General features: G+C 59.7%; 13 protein-coding genes. 7 read left to right on the plus strand and 6 right to left on the minus strand.

What is annotated here, in order from left to right; translation table 11 throughout:
- Window positions 1–252: 252 nt before the first annotated feature.
- From hrpA to ACZZ0G_RS19395, 4 genes are all read left to right on the plus strand, one after another.
- On the plus strand, window positions 253–4164 hold the full coding sequence (gene hrpA / locus ACZZ0G_RS19380; protein ID WP_463557193.1) for an ATP-dependent RNA helicase HrpA: 3912 nt from the start codon (window positions 253–255) through the stop codon (window positions 4162–4164).
- Between the two features lie 346 nt (window positions 4165–4510).
- The gene (locus ACZZ0G_RS19385) at window positions 4511–5632 is read left to right on the plus strand and encodes a beta-ketoacyl-ACP synthase III (protein WP_150795748.1); all 1122 of its coding nucleotides are present in this window, start codon (window positions 4511–4513) and stop codon (window positions 5630–5632) included.
- A gap of 137 nt (window positions 5633–5769) precedes the next feature.
- Window positions 5770–6381 (plus strand): RNA polymerase sigma factor, encoded by a 612-nt coding sequence (locus ACZZ0G_RS19390; RefSeq protein ID WP_463557194.1) that lies wholly within the window; start codon window positions 5770–5772, stop codon window positions 6379–6381.
- On the plus strand, window positions 6375–6611 hold the full coding sequence (locus ACZZ0G_RS19395) for an anti-sigma factor family protein (RefSeq protein WP_463557195.1): 237 nt from the start codon (window positions 6375–6377) through the stop codon (window positions 6609–6611). Before ACZZ0G_RS19390 ends, ACZZ0G_RS19395 begins: the two co-directional genes overlap by 7 nt.
- Window positions 6612–6754: 143 nt before the next feature.
- Here ACZZ0G_RS19395 and ACZZ0G_RS19400 read toward each other — a convergent pair whose 3' ends face one another.
- Window positions 6755–8077 (minus strand): putative porin, encoded by a 1323-nt coding sequence (locus ACZZ0G_RS19400; RefSeq protein ID WP_463557196.1) that lies wholly within the window; start codon window positions 8075–8077, stop codon window positions 6755–6757.
- A gap of 282 nt (window positions 8078–8359) precedes the next feature.
- On the opposite strand from ACZZ0G_RS19400, the gene ACZZ0G_RS19405 reads away from it, so the two are divergent.
- Window positions 8360–9484, plus strand: a complete 1125-nt coding sequence (locus ACZZ0G_RS19405) for a GNAT family N-acetyltransferase (RefSeq protein WP_463557197.1) — start codon at window positions 8360–8362, stop codon at window positions 9482–9484.
- 116 nt (window positions 9485–9600) lie between these two features.
- On the opposite strand, the gene aqpZ is transcribed toward ACZZ0G_RS19405, so the two are convergent.
- The 5 genes from aqpZ to ACZZ0G_RS19430 all read right to left on the minus strand — a co-directional run bounded on the left by aqpZ (window position 9601) and on the right by ACZZ0G_RS19430 (window position 14803).
- The gene (aqpZ, locus tag ACZZ0G_RS19410) at window positions 9601–10293 is read right to left on the minus strand and encodes an aquaporin Z (protein WP_463557198.1); all 693 of its coding nucleotides are present in this window, start codon (window positions 10291–10293) and stop codon (window positions 9601–9603) included.
- Window positions 10294–10573: 280 nt separating this feature from the next.
- On the minus strand, window positions 10574–12406 hold the full coding sequence (locus ACZZ0G_RS19415) for an ABC transporter ATP-binding protein (protein ID WP_463557199.1): 1833 nt from the start codon (window positions 12404–12406) through the stop codon (window positions 10574–10576).
- Between the two features lie 88 nt (window positions 12407–12494).
- On the minus strand, window positions 12495–13058 hold the full coding sequence (locus tag ACZZ0G_RS19420) for a peptidylprolyl isomerase (RefSeq protein WP_122608913.1): 564 nt from the start codon (window positions 13056–13058) through the stop codon (window positions 12495–12497).
- A gap of 3 nt (window positions 13059–13061) precedes the next feature.
- A complete protein-coding gene (locus tag ACZZ0G_RS19425; RefSeq protein WP_463557200.1) occupies window positions 13062–13865 on the minus strand; it encodes an alpha/beta fold hydrolase in 804 nt (267 codons plus the stop codon).
- Between the two features lie 14 nt (window positions 13866–13879).
- On the minus strand, window positions 13880–14803 hold the full coding sequence (locus ACZZ0G_RS19430; protein WP_007914443.1) for a LysR family transcriptional regulator: 924 nt from the start codon (window positions 14801–14803) through the stop codon (window positions 13880–13882).
- Between the two features lie 49 nt (window positions 14804–14852).
- On the opposite strand from ACZZ0G_RS19430, the gene ACZZ0G_RS19435 reads away from it, so the two are divergent.
- Together ACZZ0G_RS19435 and ACZZ0G_RS19440 are read left to right on the plus strand one after the other, a co-directional pair.
- A complete protein-coding gene (locus ACZZ0G_RS19435; protein WP_463397277.1) occupies window positions 14853–15167 on the plus strand; it encodes a 3-phosphoglycerate kinase in 315 nt (104 codons plus the stop codon).
- 233 nt (window positions 15168–15400) lie between these two features.
- Complete coding sequence (locus ACZZ0G_RS19440; RefSeq protein WP_463557201.1) at window positions 15401–16000, plus strand: FMN-dependent NADH-azoreductase; 600 nt, start codon at window positions 15401–15403, stop codon at window positions 15998–16000.
- The last annotated feature ends 269 nt before the right edge of the window (window positions 16001–16269 follow it).

The raw sequence follows: 16269 nt of genomic DNA on the forward strand, positions 1-16269 counted from the left end.
GGGAGAGGGGGCCGATCGAGGTGTCTTGCGCCAAGCGCCGACCTGAAAGAGCTTGGCGATTATGGATTCAGTGATGCACGTTCAGGTCGGCGAAGCTGGCGAAGTTGACTCGGTCGGTCCCCTCTCCCTCGGGGCGGTCCGACGTTTCGGGAGGGCTAGGGTGAGGGCAGCAATCCCCCCGACACGCCACTAATCCGCCAAATCTGCGACAATCCGCCCCCTGCACATATAGACGACCGAATTGCCTACCCGATGACCGACGAATCGCCCTCCATCGACAAACTGCTGAAAAACCTCGATCACGCCATGCTCGCCGACCGTCACCGGCTGCGGCGGCAGTTGCTTGAGCTGCGCAAGAAACCCGACGAGGCCAAACTGGCCCAGTGGGTGACGCGCATGCAGGCGTCCTGTGATCAGGTGCTGGCCCGCAAGGCCAGCCTGCCAGTGATTCGTTACGACGACAGCCTGCCAATTGCGGCCAAGCGCGACGAAATCAAAAAGGCGCTGGAGCAACATCAGGTGCTGATCATCGCCGGCGAAACCGGTTCGGGTAAAACCACCCAGCTGCCGAAGATCTGCCTGGAAATCGGTCGCGGCCAGCACGGCCTGATCGGCCACACCCAGCCCCGTCGAATCGCCGCACGCAGCGTTGCCAGCCGCGTCGCCGAAGAACTCGGCACGCCGCTCGGTTCGCTGGTCGGCTATCAGGTACGTTTCGAGGATCAGAGCGATTCCAACACCCTGATCAAACTGATGACCGACGGCATTTTGCTCGCGGAAACCCAGAACGACCGCTACCTCGAACGCTACGACACGATCATCGTCGACGAAGCCCACGAACGCAGCCTCAACATCGACTTCCTGCTCGGCTACCTGAAAACCCTGCTGCCGCGTCGTCCCGATCTGAAAGTCATCATCACCTCGGCGACCATCGATCTGGAGCGCTTTTCCAAGCACTTCGATGATGCGCCGATTGTCGAAGTGTCCGGCCGTACCTTCCCGGTAGACACTTGGTATCGCCCGTTGACACTGGAGCAGGACGAAGAGGGCAACCGTGTTGAGGATGACTTGACGGTGGATCAGGCGATCCTCGCCACCCTCGACGAAATCGCCGCTTATGAGCGCAGTGAACGCCGCAGCCCCGGTGATGTGCTGGTGTTCTTGCCGGGCGAGCGCGAGATTCGTGACGCCGCTGACATGCTGCGCAAGGCGCAAATCAAACACACCGAAATCCTGCCGCTGTACGCGCGCTTGTCGCCGGCCGAACAGCAGCGGATTTTCCAGTCGCACCCGGGCCGTCGCGTGGTGCTGGCGACCAACGTCGCCGAAACCTCGCTGACCGTGCCGGGCATTCGTTACGTGATCGACAGCGGCACCGCGCGCATCAGCCGTTACAGCTATCGCGCCAAGGTGCAGCGTCTGCCGATCGAAGCGATTTCCCAGGCCAGCGCCAACCAGCGTAAAGGTCGTTGCGGCCGGGTCGAGCCGGGCATCTGCATTCGCTTGTACAGCGAAGAAGATTTTCTCGGTCGCCCGGAGTTCACCGATCCGGAAATTCTGCGCACCAACCTCGCCGCTGTAATTTTGCAGATGCTCCATCTGCGCCTTGGCGAGATCACCGCGTTCCCGTTTATCGAGCCGCCGGATGGCAAGGCGATCAGCGACGGTTTCAACCTGCTGCAAGAACTCTCGGCAGTTGATCGCAACAGTCAACTGACCCCGCTCGGTCGCCAATTGGCGCGCTTGCCTGTCGACCCGCGCATGGGTCGCATGTTGCTCGAAGCGGCCAAACTCGGCAGCCTGCAAGAAGTGCTGATTGTCGCCAGTGCCATGTCGATTCAAGACCCGCGCGAACGCCCGCCGGAGCGTCAGCAAGCCGCCGATCAGGCGCACGCGCAATGGAAAGATATCGACTCGGACTTCGCCGGTCTGGTGAATCTGTGGCGTGGTTTTGAAGAGCAGCGCCAGGCGCTGACGGCCAGCCCGCTGCGCAACTGGTGCCGCAAGAACTTCCTCAACTATCTGCGGCTGCGCGAGTGGCGCGACTCCCATCGCCAGTTGAGCCTGATCTGCCGCGACATGCAGTTGAGCCTCAACAAAGAGCCGGCGGATTACCCGAAATTGCACAAAGCGGTACTGGTCGGTCTGCTCAGCCAGATCGGTCAGAAAACCGAGGACGGCGATTACCTCGGCGCGCGTCAGCGGCGCTTCTGGATTCATCCGTCGTCGGGCATCGGCAAAAAGCGTCCGCAATGGCTGATGACCGCTGAACTGGTGGAAACCACCAAGCTCTACGCGCGCATGGTCGCCAAGATCGACGCCGACTGGATCGAACCGCTGGCCGGGCATCTGATCAAGAAAAACCATTTCGAACCGCACTGGGAAAAGAAGCGCGGTCAAGTCGTGGCGTTCGAGCAGATCACCCTGTTCGGGCTGATCGTGGTCGGCCGTCGGCCGGTGCATTACGGCCCGGTGGATCCGGTGGTTTCCCGAGAGCTGTTCATTCGTGAAGGCCTGGTGCGTGGCGAAATTCAATCGAAAGCCAAGTGCCTGACCGCCAACAAACAGTTGCTCGAACAGCTCGACGAACTCGAAGCCAAGGCCCGTCGTCGCGATATTCTTGCCGACGAAGAAACCTTGTACGCGTTCTACGATGCGCGGCTGCCGGCGGAGATTCACCAGACCGCGACCTTTGACAGTTGGTATCGAATCAACAGCCAGAAGAACCCGCAGTTGTTGATCATGCGCGAAGAAGACGTGCTGGCTCGCGAGGCCAGTGAAGTCACCGCGCGCGATTACCCGGACACCCTGCACATCGGTGATCTGGAACTGGCGCTGACCTATCACTTCGAACCCAATCATCCGCGCGACGGTGTGACCCTGCGCGTGCCGGCCCCGCTGCTGCCGATGTTGCCGCCGGAGCGTCTGGAGTGGCTGGTGCCGGGGCTGATCGAAGCCAAGTGCATCGCCCTCGTGCGCAACCTGCCGAAAGCGCTGCGCAAGAATTTTGTGCCGGTACCGGACTTCATCAAGGCTGCCTTGCAGCGCATGACCTTTGCCGAAGGTTCGTTGCCGCAAGCGCTCGGTCGCGAACTGCTGCGCATGACCGGCGCGCGGGTCAGCGATGAGGCGTGGACGGAAGCTGAACAGGGCGTCGAGGGGCATCTGCGGATGAACCTGGAAATCGTCGACGGCCAAGGCAAATTCCTTGGCGAAGGTCGCGATCTGGCCGAGCTGACCGCACGGTTTGCCGAAGCCAGTCAGGCCGCGCTGGCGGTGCCGCAGAGTGCGAAAAGTCAGCAACCTGTGGAGGCGAAAGTCTTCGCCCCGGTGGCGGAAAAAACCCAGCAGAAGATCGCCGGGCTGTCGATGACGGTGTATCCGGCGTTGGTGGAAGAGGGCGGCACGGTCAAGGAAGGGCGCTTCTCGACGCCGGCCGAGGCCGAGTTCCAGCATCGTCGCGCCTTGCAGCGGTTGTTGATGCAGCAATTGGCGGAACCGGCCAAGTTCCTGCGCGGCAAGTTGCCGGGGCAGACCGAGCTGGGCCTGCTCTATCGCGAGTTGGGCCGGGTTGATGCGCTGGTTGAAGACATTCTGCTGGCCAGCCTCGACAGCTGCATTCTCGAAGGCGAAGACCCGTTGCCCCGTGACGGCGCAGGATTGGCGGCGTTGGCCGAGCGCAAACGCGGCAGTTGGACCGAGCACGCCGAGCGCGTCGCCCGGTTGACGCTGGAGATTCTCAAGCTCTGGCACGGTCTGCAAAAACGCTTCAAAGGCAAGATCGATCTGGCCCAGGCCGTGGCGTTGAATGACATCAAGCAGCAGATCAATAATCTGGTTTATCCGGGCTTTGTCCGCGAGACGCCGATGCAGTGGCTCAAAGAGTTGCCGCGTTATCTGAAAGCGGTCGAGCAGCGTTTCGAAAAACTCGGCGCGCAGGTGCAGAAGGATCGCGTCTGGAGCGGCGAACTCGCCGGCCTCTGGGCGCAATACCAGACCCGCGCGGCCAAGCATGCGCAGGAAGGCAAACGCGATCCGCAGCTTGAGCTGTATCGCTGGTGGCTGGAGGAATACCGGGTGTCGCTGTTCGCCCAGCAGTTGGGCACCAAAGTGCCGATTTCCGACAAACGCCTGAACAAGCAGTGGAGCCAGGTCGAGCCCTGACCTGGAGACATACGCAATCCCCCTGTGGGAGCGAGCCTGCTCGCGAATGGGATGTGTCAGCCGACGACTTGATCGCCTGACCCACCGCCTTCGCGAGCAAGCTCGCTCCCACAGGTTGATGTGGCGCTCATGACTAATGCCCTATCCAGCAAAAAGGCGCCAAAAGCCATGGTTTATGGCAAACTTCGCGACCATAAACGCCGGTTTCGCGACCCAGAGCCTTCGGCCGTGTCGCGCGACGGAATAAAGCGATGCCAGGTTTGCGTCCCCCGGACGGGAATAGACCCTTTGTGTGTTGGTACGACGGTTCCAGCACTTTCTGCCTGAACAGATTAGAGAAACGACCATGCATAACGTCGTCATCAGCGGCACCGGCCTGTACACCCCGGCCAACAGCATCTCCAATGAAGAGCTGGTGCAGTCTTTCAATACCTACGTCGCCCAGTTCAACGCCGACAACGCCGAGGCCATTGCCAGCGGTGAAGTCCAGGCCCTGACCGAATCCAGCGCCGCGTTCATCGAAAAAGCCTCGGGCATCAAGAGCCGCTTCGTCATGGACAAGGACGGCATTCTTGATCCGCAACGCATGGCCCCGCGCTTGCCGGAGCGTTCCAACGACGAATGGTCGGTGCTTTGCCAGATGGCAATCGGCGCTGCCGAGCAAGCCCTGCAGCGTGCCGGCAAAACCGCCGCTGATATCGATGGCGTCATCGTTGCCTGCTCCAACCTGCAACGTGCCTACCCGGCCATCGCCATCGAAGTCCAGGAAGCACTGGGCATTCAGGGCTTCGGTTTTGACATGAACGTGGCCTGTTCTTCGGCGACTTTCGGTATCCAGGCCGCAGCCAACAGCGTGCAACTGGGCCAGGCCCGGGCGATCCTGATGGTCAACCCGGAAGTCTGCACCGGTCACCTGAATTTCCGTGATCGCGACAGTCACTTCATCTTCGGCGATGCCGCCACTGCGGTGATCATCGAGCGCGCTGACACCGCGACGTCCAAGCACCAGTTCGATGTAGTCAGCACCAAACTGCTGACCAAGTTCTCCAACAACATCCGCAACAACTTCGGTTTCCTCAATCGCGCGGCGGAAGAGGGCATCGGTGCCCGCGACAAGTTGTTCGTGCAGGAAGGCCGCAAGGTGTTCAAGGATGTTTGCCCGATGGTCGCCGAGTTGATTGGCGAACACCTGGAAGAGAACAAGCTCAACGTCGGCGATGTGAAGCGCTTCTGGCTGCATCAGGCCAACCTGAGCATGAACCATCTGATCGTGCGCAAACTGCTGGGTCGAGAAGCCACCGAAGAAGAAGCACCGGTAATCCTTGACACCTACGCCAACACCAGCTCTGCCGGTTCGGTGATTGCTTTCCACAAATATCAGGACGATCTGGCCGCCGGTTCGCTGGCTGTTTTGAGTTCGTTCGGTGCAGGCTATTCGATCGGCAGCGTGATTCTGCGCAAGCGCTGAAAAGAGGTTTAATTTCCTCTTGATCGTGCCGACCTTTCCTACATCCGAATCGGCTCAAACGCTGTAATTTCACGGAAATGGCGGCAGGTGAAGACCTGCCGTTGTCATTTTCGGAATCGGCACAAGGAGATTTTTGGATGGCGGCTGACGACATTCAACTGCATGCGCGCTTGCTGGCTGGTGAGCAACAGGCTTTCAAGGAACTGGTGACGACCTATCAGAGCGCCATGCGCGCGGTGGCGTATGCCATTGTCGGCCAGCGTCATGTCGAAGAAGTGGTGCAGGATGCCTGGCTCTCCGTGGTGCGCCACATCGCCAGTTTCGAAGGTCGTTCCAGTCTCAAGACCTGGCTGTTGACCATCACGGCCAACGCCGCCAAAAGCCGTTATAAACACAATCGCCGCGAAGTGTTGATGGATGATCTGCCGTCGCCCCATGGCACGATCGACGACGACCGCTTCTCCGCCGGTGACGGCCATTGGCTGGTAGCGCCCTTCGCCTGGCACCAGGACACCCCCGAAGCTCTGCTCACTCAAGACGAATTGCGCGAGTGCCTGGAGCACACGTTGCTGAACCTGTCAGAACTGCAAAGCAGCGTTTTGCTTTTGCGCGAGCGGCAGGGGCTGGAGCTGGAGGAGATCTGTAATCTTCTGGAGATCTCACTCTCCAATGTCCGCGTGCTGTTGCATCGTGCACGTTTGAAGGTCTTCGCGACCGTAGAACATTTTGAGGAGACAGGAGAATGTTGACCTGCAAGGAGCAAGTGGCACGATCCAGCGATTATCTCGATGGCCAGTTGAGCTTTCGCGAAAAGTGGATGGTGCGTCATCACCTGATGTTTTGCCCGAATTGCCGGCGTTTCATGCGTCAGATGCGTGTGATGCAAGCCACCCTGAAGGCGCTTCCGGAAAAGCCGGAGGAAGGCGTGGATGTCTTGGCTGAACGCCTGGCGACGCAGCGGCGGGACGATAGCCCTTGAAAAAACACAGCCCGGTGCAGCGCCAGCGAACGGATGATGGGGATCGCTGTTGCTGCATCGGGCTAAAAGTTTCGAGCTGCGAGCCTCAAGCTACAAGCGGAGCATTACTTGCAGCTTGTCGCTCGAAGCTTGTCGCTGTCTTCTTAGAACTTGGCTTCCGCATCCAGTTGCAGGGTGTTGGCGTCAGCGTCACGCTGGGTACGGCTGGCGAAGTCGGCCTTGGTCAGGAAGTACGTGGCGCCAATGGCGAAATTCTTGTCGATGTCGTAACCGACCTTGAACTTGTGGCCACGGGAGCCGGTGGTGCCGTTGGCGAAGTCGGAGTCGGTGAAGGCGCCGACCACGGCGTTGCGCTGTACGTCACGATAGTTGTAGTCGAGGTTCAGGCCGAAGACTTTCGACTTGGCACCCACCAGCCACGCGGTGTCCTGATCGGTCACGGCATCGTTGTTCTTCACGTACTGGCCGTAGAACGACAGTGGCATTGGCAGACCGCCGATATCGACCTGGCTGAACCCTTCATACAGACGGAATTCGTTGTCGGCCGAGTTGCCATTGACCGCCAGCGCGCACGGTGTGGAAGTCCCGGTGCAGCGGCTGTCTTCGTCGTTCTGGTAGGCGTAGACGCTGCCGCCCAAGGTCACTTTCAGGTTGTCGGTGATGTTGAAGCGGCTACCCAATTGGCCAGCGGTCAGGCGCAGGTCGTGACGGAATTGCACGCCATCGCCGTCAACGTTGTCCTTGAGGTTGTAGTTACCCAGGCTGCCGAACAGTTCGGCGCTGCTGCCCAGCGGGTATTTGTAGGTGACGGCCAGACCTTCCGGGTTGATGTCGCTGTCCCAGATCACGTCGCCCATGCTGACCCACGGCTGGAGCATCTTGCCGCCGATAATGTGCAGGTTCTTGATCTGATCAGGGTGGTAGTCGATGTAGCCCAGGTCGAGCCAGATCTGCTTCTTGTCGAAGTAGTTGTCCTGATCCTGGTTGGTCGAACGGGCATCGTCGCCGCCGCCGGTGGCGATACGGATACCGGTGTCGACTTGCGGGTTGATCTCGGTGTAGGCACCCAGTCGGGCACGAATGCGCTGACGATCCTTGTCGCGGCCGCCGTTGTTCGGCTCGCCGTCGATCTTGATGGTTTCCTGACGGATACGCACATCGCCCTTGAACTGGGTCTTGGCCGCCCAGGCCAGTTTCTGGTCGAAGACGCTTTGTTCGTTGGTTTTCTTCGCAACAGCAGCGACTTGTTCGTTGGTCTCTTGCTGCGCCTGCTGCGCGATTTGCTGAGCCTTCTGATCCTTGGCCAGTTCGGTTTGCAGTTCGATGTACTGCGCCTGGGAGATGGAACCGTTAGCCTTGAGCATGTCGAGCAGTTTGGCGTCGACTGCAGCACTGGCCGGAACACTGATGGCCAGCAACAAGCCACCGCACAGGGCCGCCGCAGTTTTTGTGGAAGCAAGACGCATAGCAATCTCCGAAGATGAGAGGGATGGCTGAACCATCCTGGGCACAACCGACGATTTGAACGTCGGAAAACAGTGTCCGGGTAGAACCCGGCGCTCTAAAAACAGGCGCCAGTATCGCGATGGTTTATGACAGAGCAGTGGCACAGTGATGGCAGGATGATGACGATCTCGATTCGCCCTGAACTATTGATCTAGAGCGCTGTCGGCCGATTGCGGGTGTGCAATGCCGCGCAATCGGCGATACTCGCCGGGCGCTGAAGTCCTGTTGTGGAGAGCTTGTTGATGCCGTTGCAACGCCTGCAAAACCTGTCGCAAATCGCTCCGGCAACCTGGGATGCGCTGGTGCCTGAAAACCAGCCATTTCTGCGCCACGCCTTCCTCAGTGCATTGGAGGACAGCGGCAGCGTTGGTCCCCACACTGGCTGGCAACCTGAGCATTTGCTGCACATCGAAGACGATCGACTGATCGCCGCGTTGCCTGGTTATCGCAAGTGGCATTCCTACGGCGAGTACGTGTTCGATCATGGTTGGGCCGACGCCTGCGCCCGCGCCGGTATCGAGTATTACCCCAAGCTGTTGACCGCTGTGCCGTTCAGTCCGGTCAGCGGCCCGCGCCTGTTGGCAGCCAGGGTCGAAGACGGTTTTGAGCTGCTCAAGAGCCTGCCCGGCTACCTGGAAATCGAAGGGCTTTCCAGCGCGCACCTCAATTTCACTGACCCCTTCACCGACGCTGCGATGGCCGAGCAACCGGGTTGGCTGCAACGGATTGGCTGTCAGTATCACTGGCAGAATCGCGGTTACCGCGACTTTCAGGATTTCCTCGACGTACTCAGTTCGCGCAAGCGCAAACAGATGCGCAAGGAGCGCGAGCAAGTAGCGGGGCAGGGCTTTGAATTTGAATGGCTTGAGGGGCGTGAACTGGACGAGGCACAGTGGGATTTTGTCTATGCCTGCTACGCCAACACCTACGCGGTGCGCCGACAAACGCCGTACCTGACGCGGGAGTTTTTCAGCCTGTTGGCCGAGCGCATGCCCGAGGCCATTCGCGTGGTACTGGCCAAACAAGGCTCACGGCCGGTAGCGATGGCGTTCAGTCTGGTGGGTGGCGACAGTTTCTACGGGCGCTATTGGGGCTGTCTGGCGGAGTTCGATCGGCTGCACTTCGAGACGTGTTTTTATCAGGGTATGGATTACGCGATTGCCCAGGGTTATCAGCGTTTCGATGCCGGTGCCCAAGGCGAACACAAGTTGATTCGCGGGTTCGAGCCGGTGATCACCCATTCGTGGCATTACCTGCGCCATCCGGGCTTGAAGGCAGCGGTAAAAGATTTCCTGCAACAGGAACGTGCCGGCATCCTCGCCTACGCCGAAGAAGCAAAAACAGCGTTGCCCTACCGCCAAACCTAGATCCCCTGTAGGAGTGAGCTTGCTCGCGAAAGCGGTGTTTCAGTGACATGGATATCAGCTGACACACCGCCTTCGCGAGCAAGCTCGCTCCCACATTTGTTTTGTGTATGCCTTGGCTACTCTTCTTTGCCCAGCCAGCGATAAACCCCGCCACCGACCACCGCACCAATCAACGGCGCGACCCAGAACAGCCACAACTGCGCGATCGCCCAGCCGCCGACCATCAGTGCCGGTCCCGTGCTGCGGGCCGGGTTCACCGAGGTGTTGGTGACCGGAATCGAGATCAGGTGAATCAGCGTCAGAGCCAGGCCGATGGCGATCGGTGCCAGCCCCGGCGGCGCGCGTCTATCGGTCGCCCCGAGAATGATGATCACGAACATCGCCGTCATCACCAGTTCAGTCACGAACCCCGCCGCCATCGAATACTTGCCCGGCGAATGCTCGCCATAACCGTTGGACGCCAGGCCGGCGGCGATATCAAAACCCTCCTTGCCGCTGGCGATGTGCGCGATCAACGCCGCCGCGAGAATCGCGCCGAGTACCTGCGCGATGATGTAGGCGGGCAACTCTTTGGCCGGAAACCGACCGCCGACGAACAGCCCGACCGACACGGCCGGGTTGAGGTGACAGCCGCTGATGTGACCGATGGCAAACGCCATGGTCAGCACCGTCAGACCAAACGCCAGGGCCACCCCCAGCACCCCGATTCCCAGCGGTGAAGACGCGGCGATCACCGCGCTGCCGCAACCACCCAATACCAACCAGAACGTACCCAACAACTCAGTGACTGAACGTTTGAACAGAGACATGAGAGGCGTCCTTGATAGCCCTGCTATCGAGACTGCATCGAGTTGTGCGTCCTTGCAGACTTACGACAGGCTCCATTCCGGAACCTTGGCTGAGTACAGCAGGGTTTTTGCGGATTTCCAGCAGCCACAAAAAAACCGCCAGCGCCCGTGGTTAAAGGGCTGTGGCGGTGATCGTTCCCACGCTCTGCGTGGGAATGCCTCAAGGGACGCTCTGCGTCCAGTGACGCGGAGTGTCACGGGCTGCATTCCCACGCAGAGCGTGGGAACGATCTTGGAGGGGTCAGTCGATGCCGACAAACCCTCCGGTCTGATGAGCCCAAAGCCGTGCATACAGACCGCGATGAGCCAACAGTTCAGCATGGGTGCCGCTCTCGGCAATCTTGCCGTTCTCCAGCACCACCAGCCGGTCCATTCGGGCAATGGTCGAGAGACGGTGGGCAATCGCGATCACGGTTTTGCCCTGCATCAGGGTTTCCAGGCTTTCCTGAATCGCCGCTTCAACCTCCGAGTCCAGCGCCGAGGTCGCTTCGTCCATGATCAGGATCGGCGCGTCCTTGAGTAGCACTCGCGCGATAGCGATACGCTGCCGTTGTCCACCGGACAATTTGACCCCGCGCTCACCGACGTGTGCATCGAAGCCTGTGCGACCCTCAGCGTCCGTCAGCAGTGGAATGAACTCATCGGCGCGTGCCTTGTGCACCGCATCCCACAACTCGGCATCGGTCGCATCCGGTTTGCCGTACAGCAAGTTGTCGCGGATTGAACGGTGCAGCAGCGAGGTGTCCTGCGTGATCATGCCGATCCGCGCACGCAGGCTTTCCTGGCCGACTTCGGCGATGTTCTGGCCGTCGATCAGAATCCGTCCGCCTTCGACGTCGTACAGGCGCAGCAGCAAGTTGACCAAAGTCGATTTGCCGGCACCGGACGGCCCGATCAAACCGATTTTCTCACCCGGCTTGATGTTCAGATTGAGGTCGCCAATGATGCCGCGCTTCTTGCCGTAGTGAAAATCCACGTGCTCGAACCGCACTTCGCCACGCGCCACGGCCAACGGTTTGGCCTGTTCTTGATCGGTGACGCTGACCGGTTGCGCGATGGTCTGCAGACCGTCCTGGACCATGCCGATGTTTTCGAAAATGCCGGTGACCACCCACATGATCCAGCCGGACATATTGACGATGCGGATCACCAGACCGGTGGCCAGTGCAATCGCGCCGACGCTGATCAGCGAATGCGTCCACAGCCACAGGGCCAGACCAGTGGTGCCGACGATCAGCAGGCCGTTCATGGTGGTAATGGCGATGTCCATGCTGGTCACAACGCGGCCGGCCAGCTGGGCTTTTTCGGTCTGTTCTTCGATGGCTTCGCGGGCGTATTGCTGCTCGTAATTGGTATGGGCAAACAGCTTCAGGGTGGTGATGTTGGTGTAGCCATCGACGATCCGCCCCATGAGCTTGGAGCGTGCATCGGAGGACACCACCGAGCGTTCCTTGACCCGCGGCACAAAGTAATAGAGCGCGCCAATGTAGGCAGCGATCCAGGTCAGCAGCGGGATCATCAGGCGCCAGTCTGCCTCGGCGAAGAGCACCAGCGAGCTGATCGCGTAGATCAGTACATGCCACAACGCATCCACCGCTTGCACCGCAGAGTCACGCAGCGAGTTGCCGGTCTGCATGATGCGCTGGGCAATACGTCCGGCGAAGTCGTTCTGGAAAAAATTCAGGCTCTGCTTGAGCACGTAGCTGTGGTTCTGCCAGCGAATCATGCTGGTCATGCTCGGGCTCAGGGTCTGGTGCACCAGCAGGTCGTGCAGCCCGACGAACACCGGACGCAGGATCAGCGCGACCACGGCCATCCAGGCCAGCTCAAGGCCATGTTCCTGGAAGAAGTTGGGGTTGGGTGCGCCTTGTGCCAGATCGATGATGCGACTGAGATAGCTGAACAGCGCCACTTCGATCAGGGCGCCGAACAGACCGACAGTGAGCAGCGCCGCAAAGCTTGGCCAAACCTGCTTGAGGTAATAGGTGTAGAAGGGCAGCACACGGTCCGGCGGGGACGCCGTCGGGGCGTCGCGGAACACGTCGATCAGTTGTTCGAAACGGCGATAGAGCATCAGATAACCGCCCGGAGTACGGGCTCTCCTTTTATCGGTGTGAGCGGCGCCGGATCAGGCCGGCGCCGCTCGATACGCCCTGTACAGCTTAGTCGATGACTTTGGCCGACTTGATGATCACAGGGTCGACAGGCACGTTTTGCATGCCGCTTTTGGTGGTGGTTTGCGAGTTGACGATGATGTCGACGACGTCCATGCCCTTGACCACTTTGGCGAACACCGCGTAACCGGCGTCACGGCCCGGGTCGAGGAAGGCGTTGTCGGCGACGTTGATGAAGAACTGGCTGGTGGCCGAATCAGGGTTGGAGGTGCGCGCCATCGACAAGGTGCCGCGAACGTTGTGCAGGCCATTGCTGGCTTCGTTCTTGATTGGTGCCTTGGTGTCTTTCTGTTGCATCTGCTGGGTAAAACCGCCGCCCTGAGCCATGAAGCCCGGGATCACACGGTGGAAAATGGTGTTGGTGTAGAAGCCGCTGTTGACGTAATCCAAAAAGTTTTTGGTACTGATCGGCGCCTTGACCGGGTCCAGTTCGATTTCGATCTGACCGTTGGTGGTGTCCAGCAGCACGTGCGGTGCCTTGGCCGGCGTGGCAGCCATCAGGTTGGCGGCAAACAATACGGTACCGGCGGCGAGGGCAAGTTTTTTCAGCATGGGTCAGTGATCCTGAGATTGAATATCGGCTGTGGCGAGAAACTCCAGCAGCGTTTGGTTGAAGCGTTCGGGTTGATCGAGCGGGGTGGCGTGGCGCGAATCGGCGATCACCACCAGCCGCGCATTCGGCAGCAGTTTTACATAGGTTTCTTTCAGTGCGACCGGTGTGTAATCACGGTCAGCGCTGATGACGAGCGTTGGACAGGACACTCGGGAAAGTCGTTCCTGAACACCCCAGCCAACAATCGCATCGAAGCTGGCGAGATAAGCACGTTTGTCGTTTTTTGCCCAGCGTTCGGCCATTTTCTGCCGCAGATCGGCCTGTTCCGGTTTCGGAAAAAGTTTGCCGCCCAGGGCTTTGCCGATGCTGGCGAGGCTGAGCACACGCATCAGGCTCCAGCGTTTGAACCACTGCCAATAATCGTCGCGGCTGCGGATTTTGACTTCGGGTGCGCTGTTGACGATGGTCAGGCTTTTAAGCAACTGCGGCTGATCAACGCCAAACTGGAAGCCGATCATGCCGCCCATCGACAGTCCGACGTAATGCACCGGGCCGAGGTTCAGGTGTTCGATCAGCGCCAGCAGGTCGGCGCTGAAACCAGCAATGCTGTAGCGCTCGCGCGGTTTGTCCGAGCGCCCGTGGCCGCGGATGTCCGGGACGATCACCCGGTAGTGTGCGGCCAGGGCCGGGATCTGCATTTCCCAGTCCAGCGTGCTCGAGCCGAGCCCGTGAACCAGCAGCAACGGCGTGCCGTGGCCATATTCCTCGTAGTGCAGGTTGCAACCTTCGTGCTCGAAATAGGCCATCGGTGAACTCCGTGTCAGGCTTGTTCAGGGGCGGCGAACGGTGCGTCCAGCGGCAAAGTGTCGAAGGTGCGCAGCAGTTCGATGAGGATTTGCGTGGCCGGACCCAGGGGTTTGTCCTTGTTCGAATACAGATAGAAGCTCGAGTTGCGGTTGCCGCCCCTGTCCAACGGTAGCAGCTTGAGCGAGCCATCTTTCAGTTCTCGCTCGATCATGTGCCGGGGCAGCCAGGCAAAGCCCAGTCCGCTGCTGACGAACGTGGCGGCCGTGGCGAGACTGCCGACGGTCCAGCGCTGTTCGGCGCCGAGCCAGCCGACATCCCGGGGTTGCTGACGGCCGGAGTCGCGGATCACCACTTGCATCTGGGTTTCCAGATCCTGAAAGCTCAGTTCGCGATTGAGCCGGTGCAGCGGGTGATCGGGGTGGGCGACGGCGACGAATTCGACGTCGCTCAGTTCCGCGCCGAGGTAGCCGGGAATGCTCAGGCCGGTGATGGCCAGATCGGCCACGCCTTCGAGCAGCACCTCTTCAACACCCGACAACACTTCCTCACGCAGACGCACGCGACAGCCGCGACTCTGCGGCATGAACGCGGTCAACGCGCGGACGATGCGCGCGCTCGGGTACGCGGCATCGACCACCAGCCGCACCTCGGCTTCCCAGCCTTGTTCCATATGATGGGCGAGGTCTTCCAGTTGGCTGGCCTGTTTCACCAGTTGCCGCGAGCGGCGCAGCAACACGCCACCGGCTTCGGTGAGCACTGCTTTACGCCCGTCGATACGCAGCAACGGCACGCCGAGTTGGTCCTGCATACGGGCGACGGTGTAGCTCACCGACGATTGCGAACGGTGCAAGGCCTCGGCGGCCTGGGCGAATCCGCCGTGGTCGACCACGGCCTGCAATGTTCGCCATTGATCAAGGGTCACGCGGGGCGCTTTCATCAATAGCTCCTCTTGTCCTAAGCTGGCCGTCCCTCATGGAGACTGCCGAATGAAAAAATTCTGTTGTGTGGTGCTGGCGCTGCTGCCGCTGACTGCTTTTGCTTACCCGATCGATGTGGAAAAGGATCTCAACGGCATGAAGATCGATTACGAGACCTTCGCTACCGATAACGATATCGGCTCGATTCGGGTGGCCAACTACGGCGATGTCGACGCGACGTGCAGAGCCGTGTTCAGCAATGGCCCGGAAGCACCGCGCACCCGCACGATCGATGTACCGGCCGGCAAACACAAGAACGCCACGGCCAAGTTCACCCGCGAGATCATCAAGCTGCGCATCAAACTGACCTGCACCCCGAAATAACACTGTGAATCCCTTGTGGGAGCGAGCTTGCTCGCGAAAGCGGTGTGTCATTCAACAATGATGTCGACTGATACGGCCAATGCGCGAGCAAGCTCGCTCCCACAGAGTATGTGTCAGCATCTAAACGAATTATTCGATACTTTGCAGCAATTATTTGCGCTTTTTCATCGATTCGACTCTGTTTAACCTTCACTCCATCGACCTACAACATTCTCGGATGGAGGCTACACACCATGTCCCGCGTTCTGATCATCGAAAGCAGCGCCCGCCAGCAAGACTCGGTTTCCCGTCAACTGACCCAGACCTTCATCAGTCAGTGGAAAGCGGCGCACCCGACCGATCAGATCACCGTGCGTGACCTCGCCGTGAATCCGGTACCGCATCTGGACGCCAACCTGTTGGGTGGCTGGATGAAACCTGCAGAACAGCGCAACGACAGCGAACAAGCCTCGCTGGATCGTTCCAACGAATTGACCGATGAGTTGCTCGCCGCCGACGTACTGGTGATGGCTGCGCCGATGTACAACTTCGCCATCCCGAGCACCCTCAAGGCCTGGCTCGACCACGTACTGCGTGCCGGCGTGACCTTCAAGTACACCGAAACCGGCCCGCAAGGCCTGCTCAGCGGCAAACGTGCCTATGTGCTCACAGCTCGCGGTGGCATTTACGCCGGTGGCCCGGCGGATCATCAGGAACCGTACCTGCGTCAGGTGATGGGTTTCATCGGCATCAACGACGTGACGTTCATTCACGCCGAAGGCATGAACCTCGGTGGCGACTTCCAGGAGAAGGGCCTGAATCAGGCCAACGCCAAACTGTCCCAGGTCGCTTGATAGGTTAATCCCCAGATAATCGCCGATTGTTTAAGTGACCCGGCGCAACCCCTTCAAGGCTCTACGCGCATCGAACCTCCCTTTGCACTTGTTGCTCCTGAGTGCTGTAGCCCGATTGAACGCATTAGCGAGATCGGGCTTTTTTTTGCCTGGGATTTGTTGAATGTCATCAGATCCTTGTGGGAGCGAGCTTGCTCGCGAAAGCGATATTTCATTCAGCAACGATGTTTACTGACACGGCCTCTTCGCGAGCAAGCTCGCTCCCACAG

The organism is Pseudomonas sp. AC169, from assembly GCF_979258515.1.

Bases quoted from the DNA above. Each gene is read 5' to 3' on its own strand.
- aqpZ (WP_463557198.1), bottom strand. From the start codon at position 10,293: ATGTCTCTGTTCAAACGTTCAGTCACTGAGTTGTTGGGTACGTTCTGG.
- ACZZ0G_RS19395 (WP_463557195.1), top strand. From the start codon at position 6,375: ATGTTGACCTGCAAGGAGCAAGTGGCACGATCCAGCGATTATCTCGAT.
- ACZZ0G_RS19430 (WP_007914443.1), bottom strand. From the start codon at position 14,803: ATGAAAGCGCCCCGCGTGACCCTTGATCAATGGCGAACATTGCAGGCC.
- ACZZ0G_RS19435 (WP_463397277.1), top strand. From the start codon at position 14,853: ATGAAAAAATTCTGTTGTGTGGTGCTGGCGCTGCTGCCGCTGACTGCT.
- ACZZ0G_RS19425 (WP_463557200.1), bottom strand. From the start codon at position 13,865: ATGGCCTATTTCGAGCACGAAGGTTGCAACCTGCACTACGAGGAATAT.
- ACZZ0G_RS19420 (WP_122608913.1), bottom strand. From the start codon at position 13,058: ATGCTGAAAAAACTTGCCCTCGCCGCCGGTACCGTATTGTTTGCCGCC.
- ACZZ0G_RS19385 (WP_150795748.1), top strand. From the start codon at position 4,511: ATGCATAACGTCGTCATCAGCGGCACCGGCCTGTACACCCCGGCCAAC.
- ACZZ0G_RS19390 (WP_463557194.1), top strand. From the start codon at position 5,770: ATGGCGGCTGACGACATTCAACTGCATGCGCGCTTGCTGGCTGGTGAG.
- ACZZ0G_RS19400 (WP_463557196.1), bottom strand. From the start codon at position 8,077: ATGCGTCTTGCTTCCACAAAAACTGCGGCGGCCCTGTGCGGTGGCTTG.
- ACZZ0G_RS19415 (WP_463557199.1), bottom strand. From the start codon at position 12,406: ATGCTCTATCGCCGTTTCGAACAACTGATCGACGTGTTCCGCGACGCC.
- ACZZ0G_RS19440 (WP_463557201.1), top strand. From the start codon at position 15,401: ATGTCCCGCGTTCTGATCATCGAAAGCAGCGCCCGCCAGCAAGACTCG.
- ACZZ0G_RS19405 (WP_463557197.1), top strand. From the start codon at position 8,360: ATGCCGTTGCAACGCCTGCAAAACCTGTCGCAAATCGCTCCGGCAACC.
- hrpA (WP_463557193.1), top strand. From the start codon at position 253: ATGACCGACGAATCGCCCTCCATCGACAAACTGCTGAAAAACCTCGAT.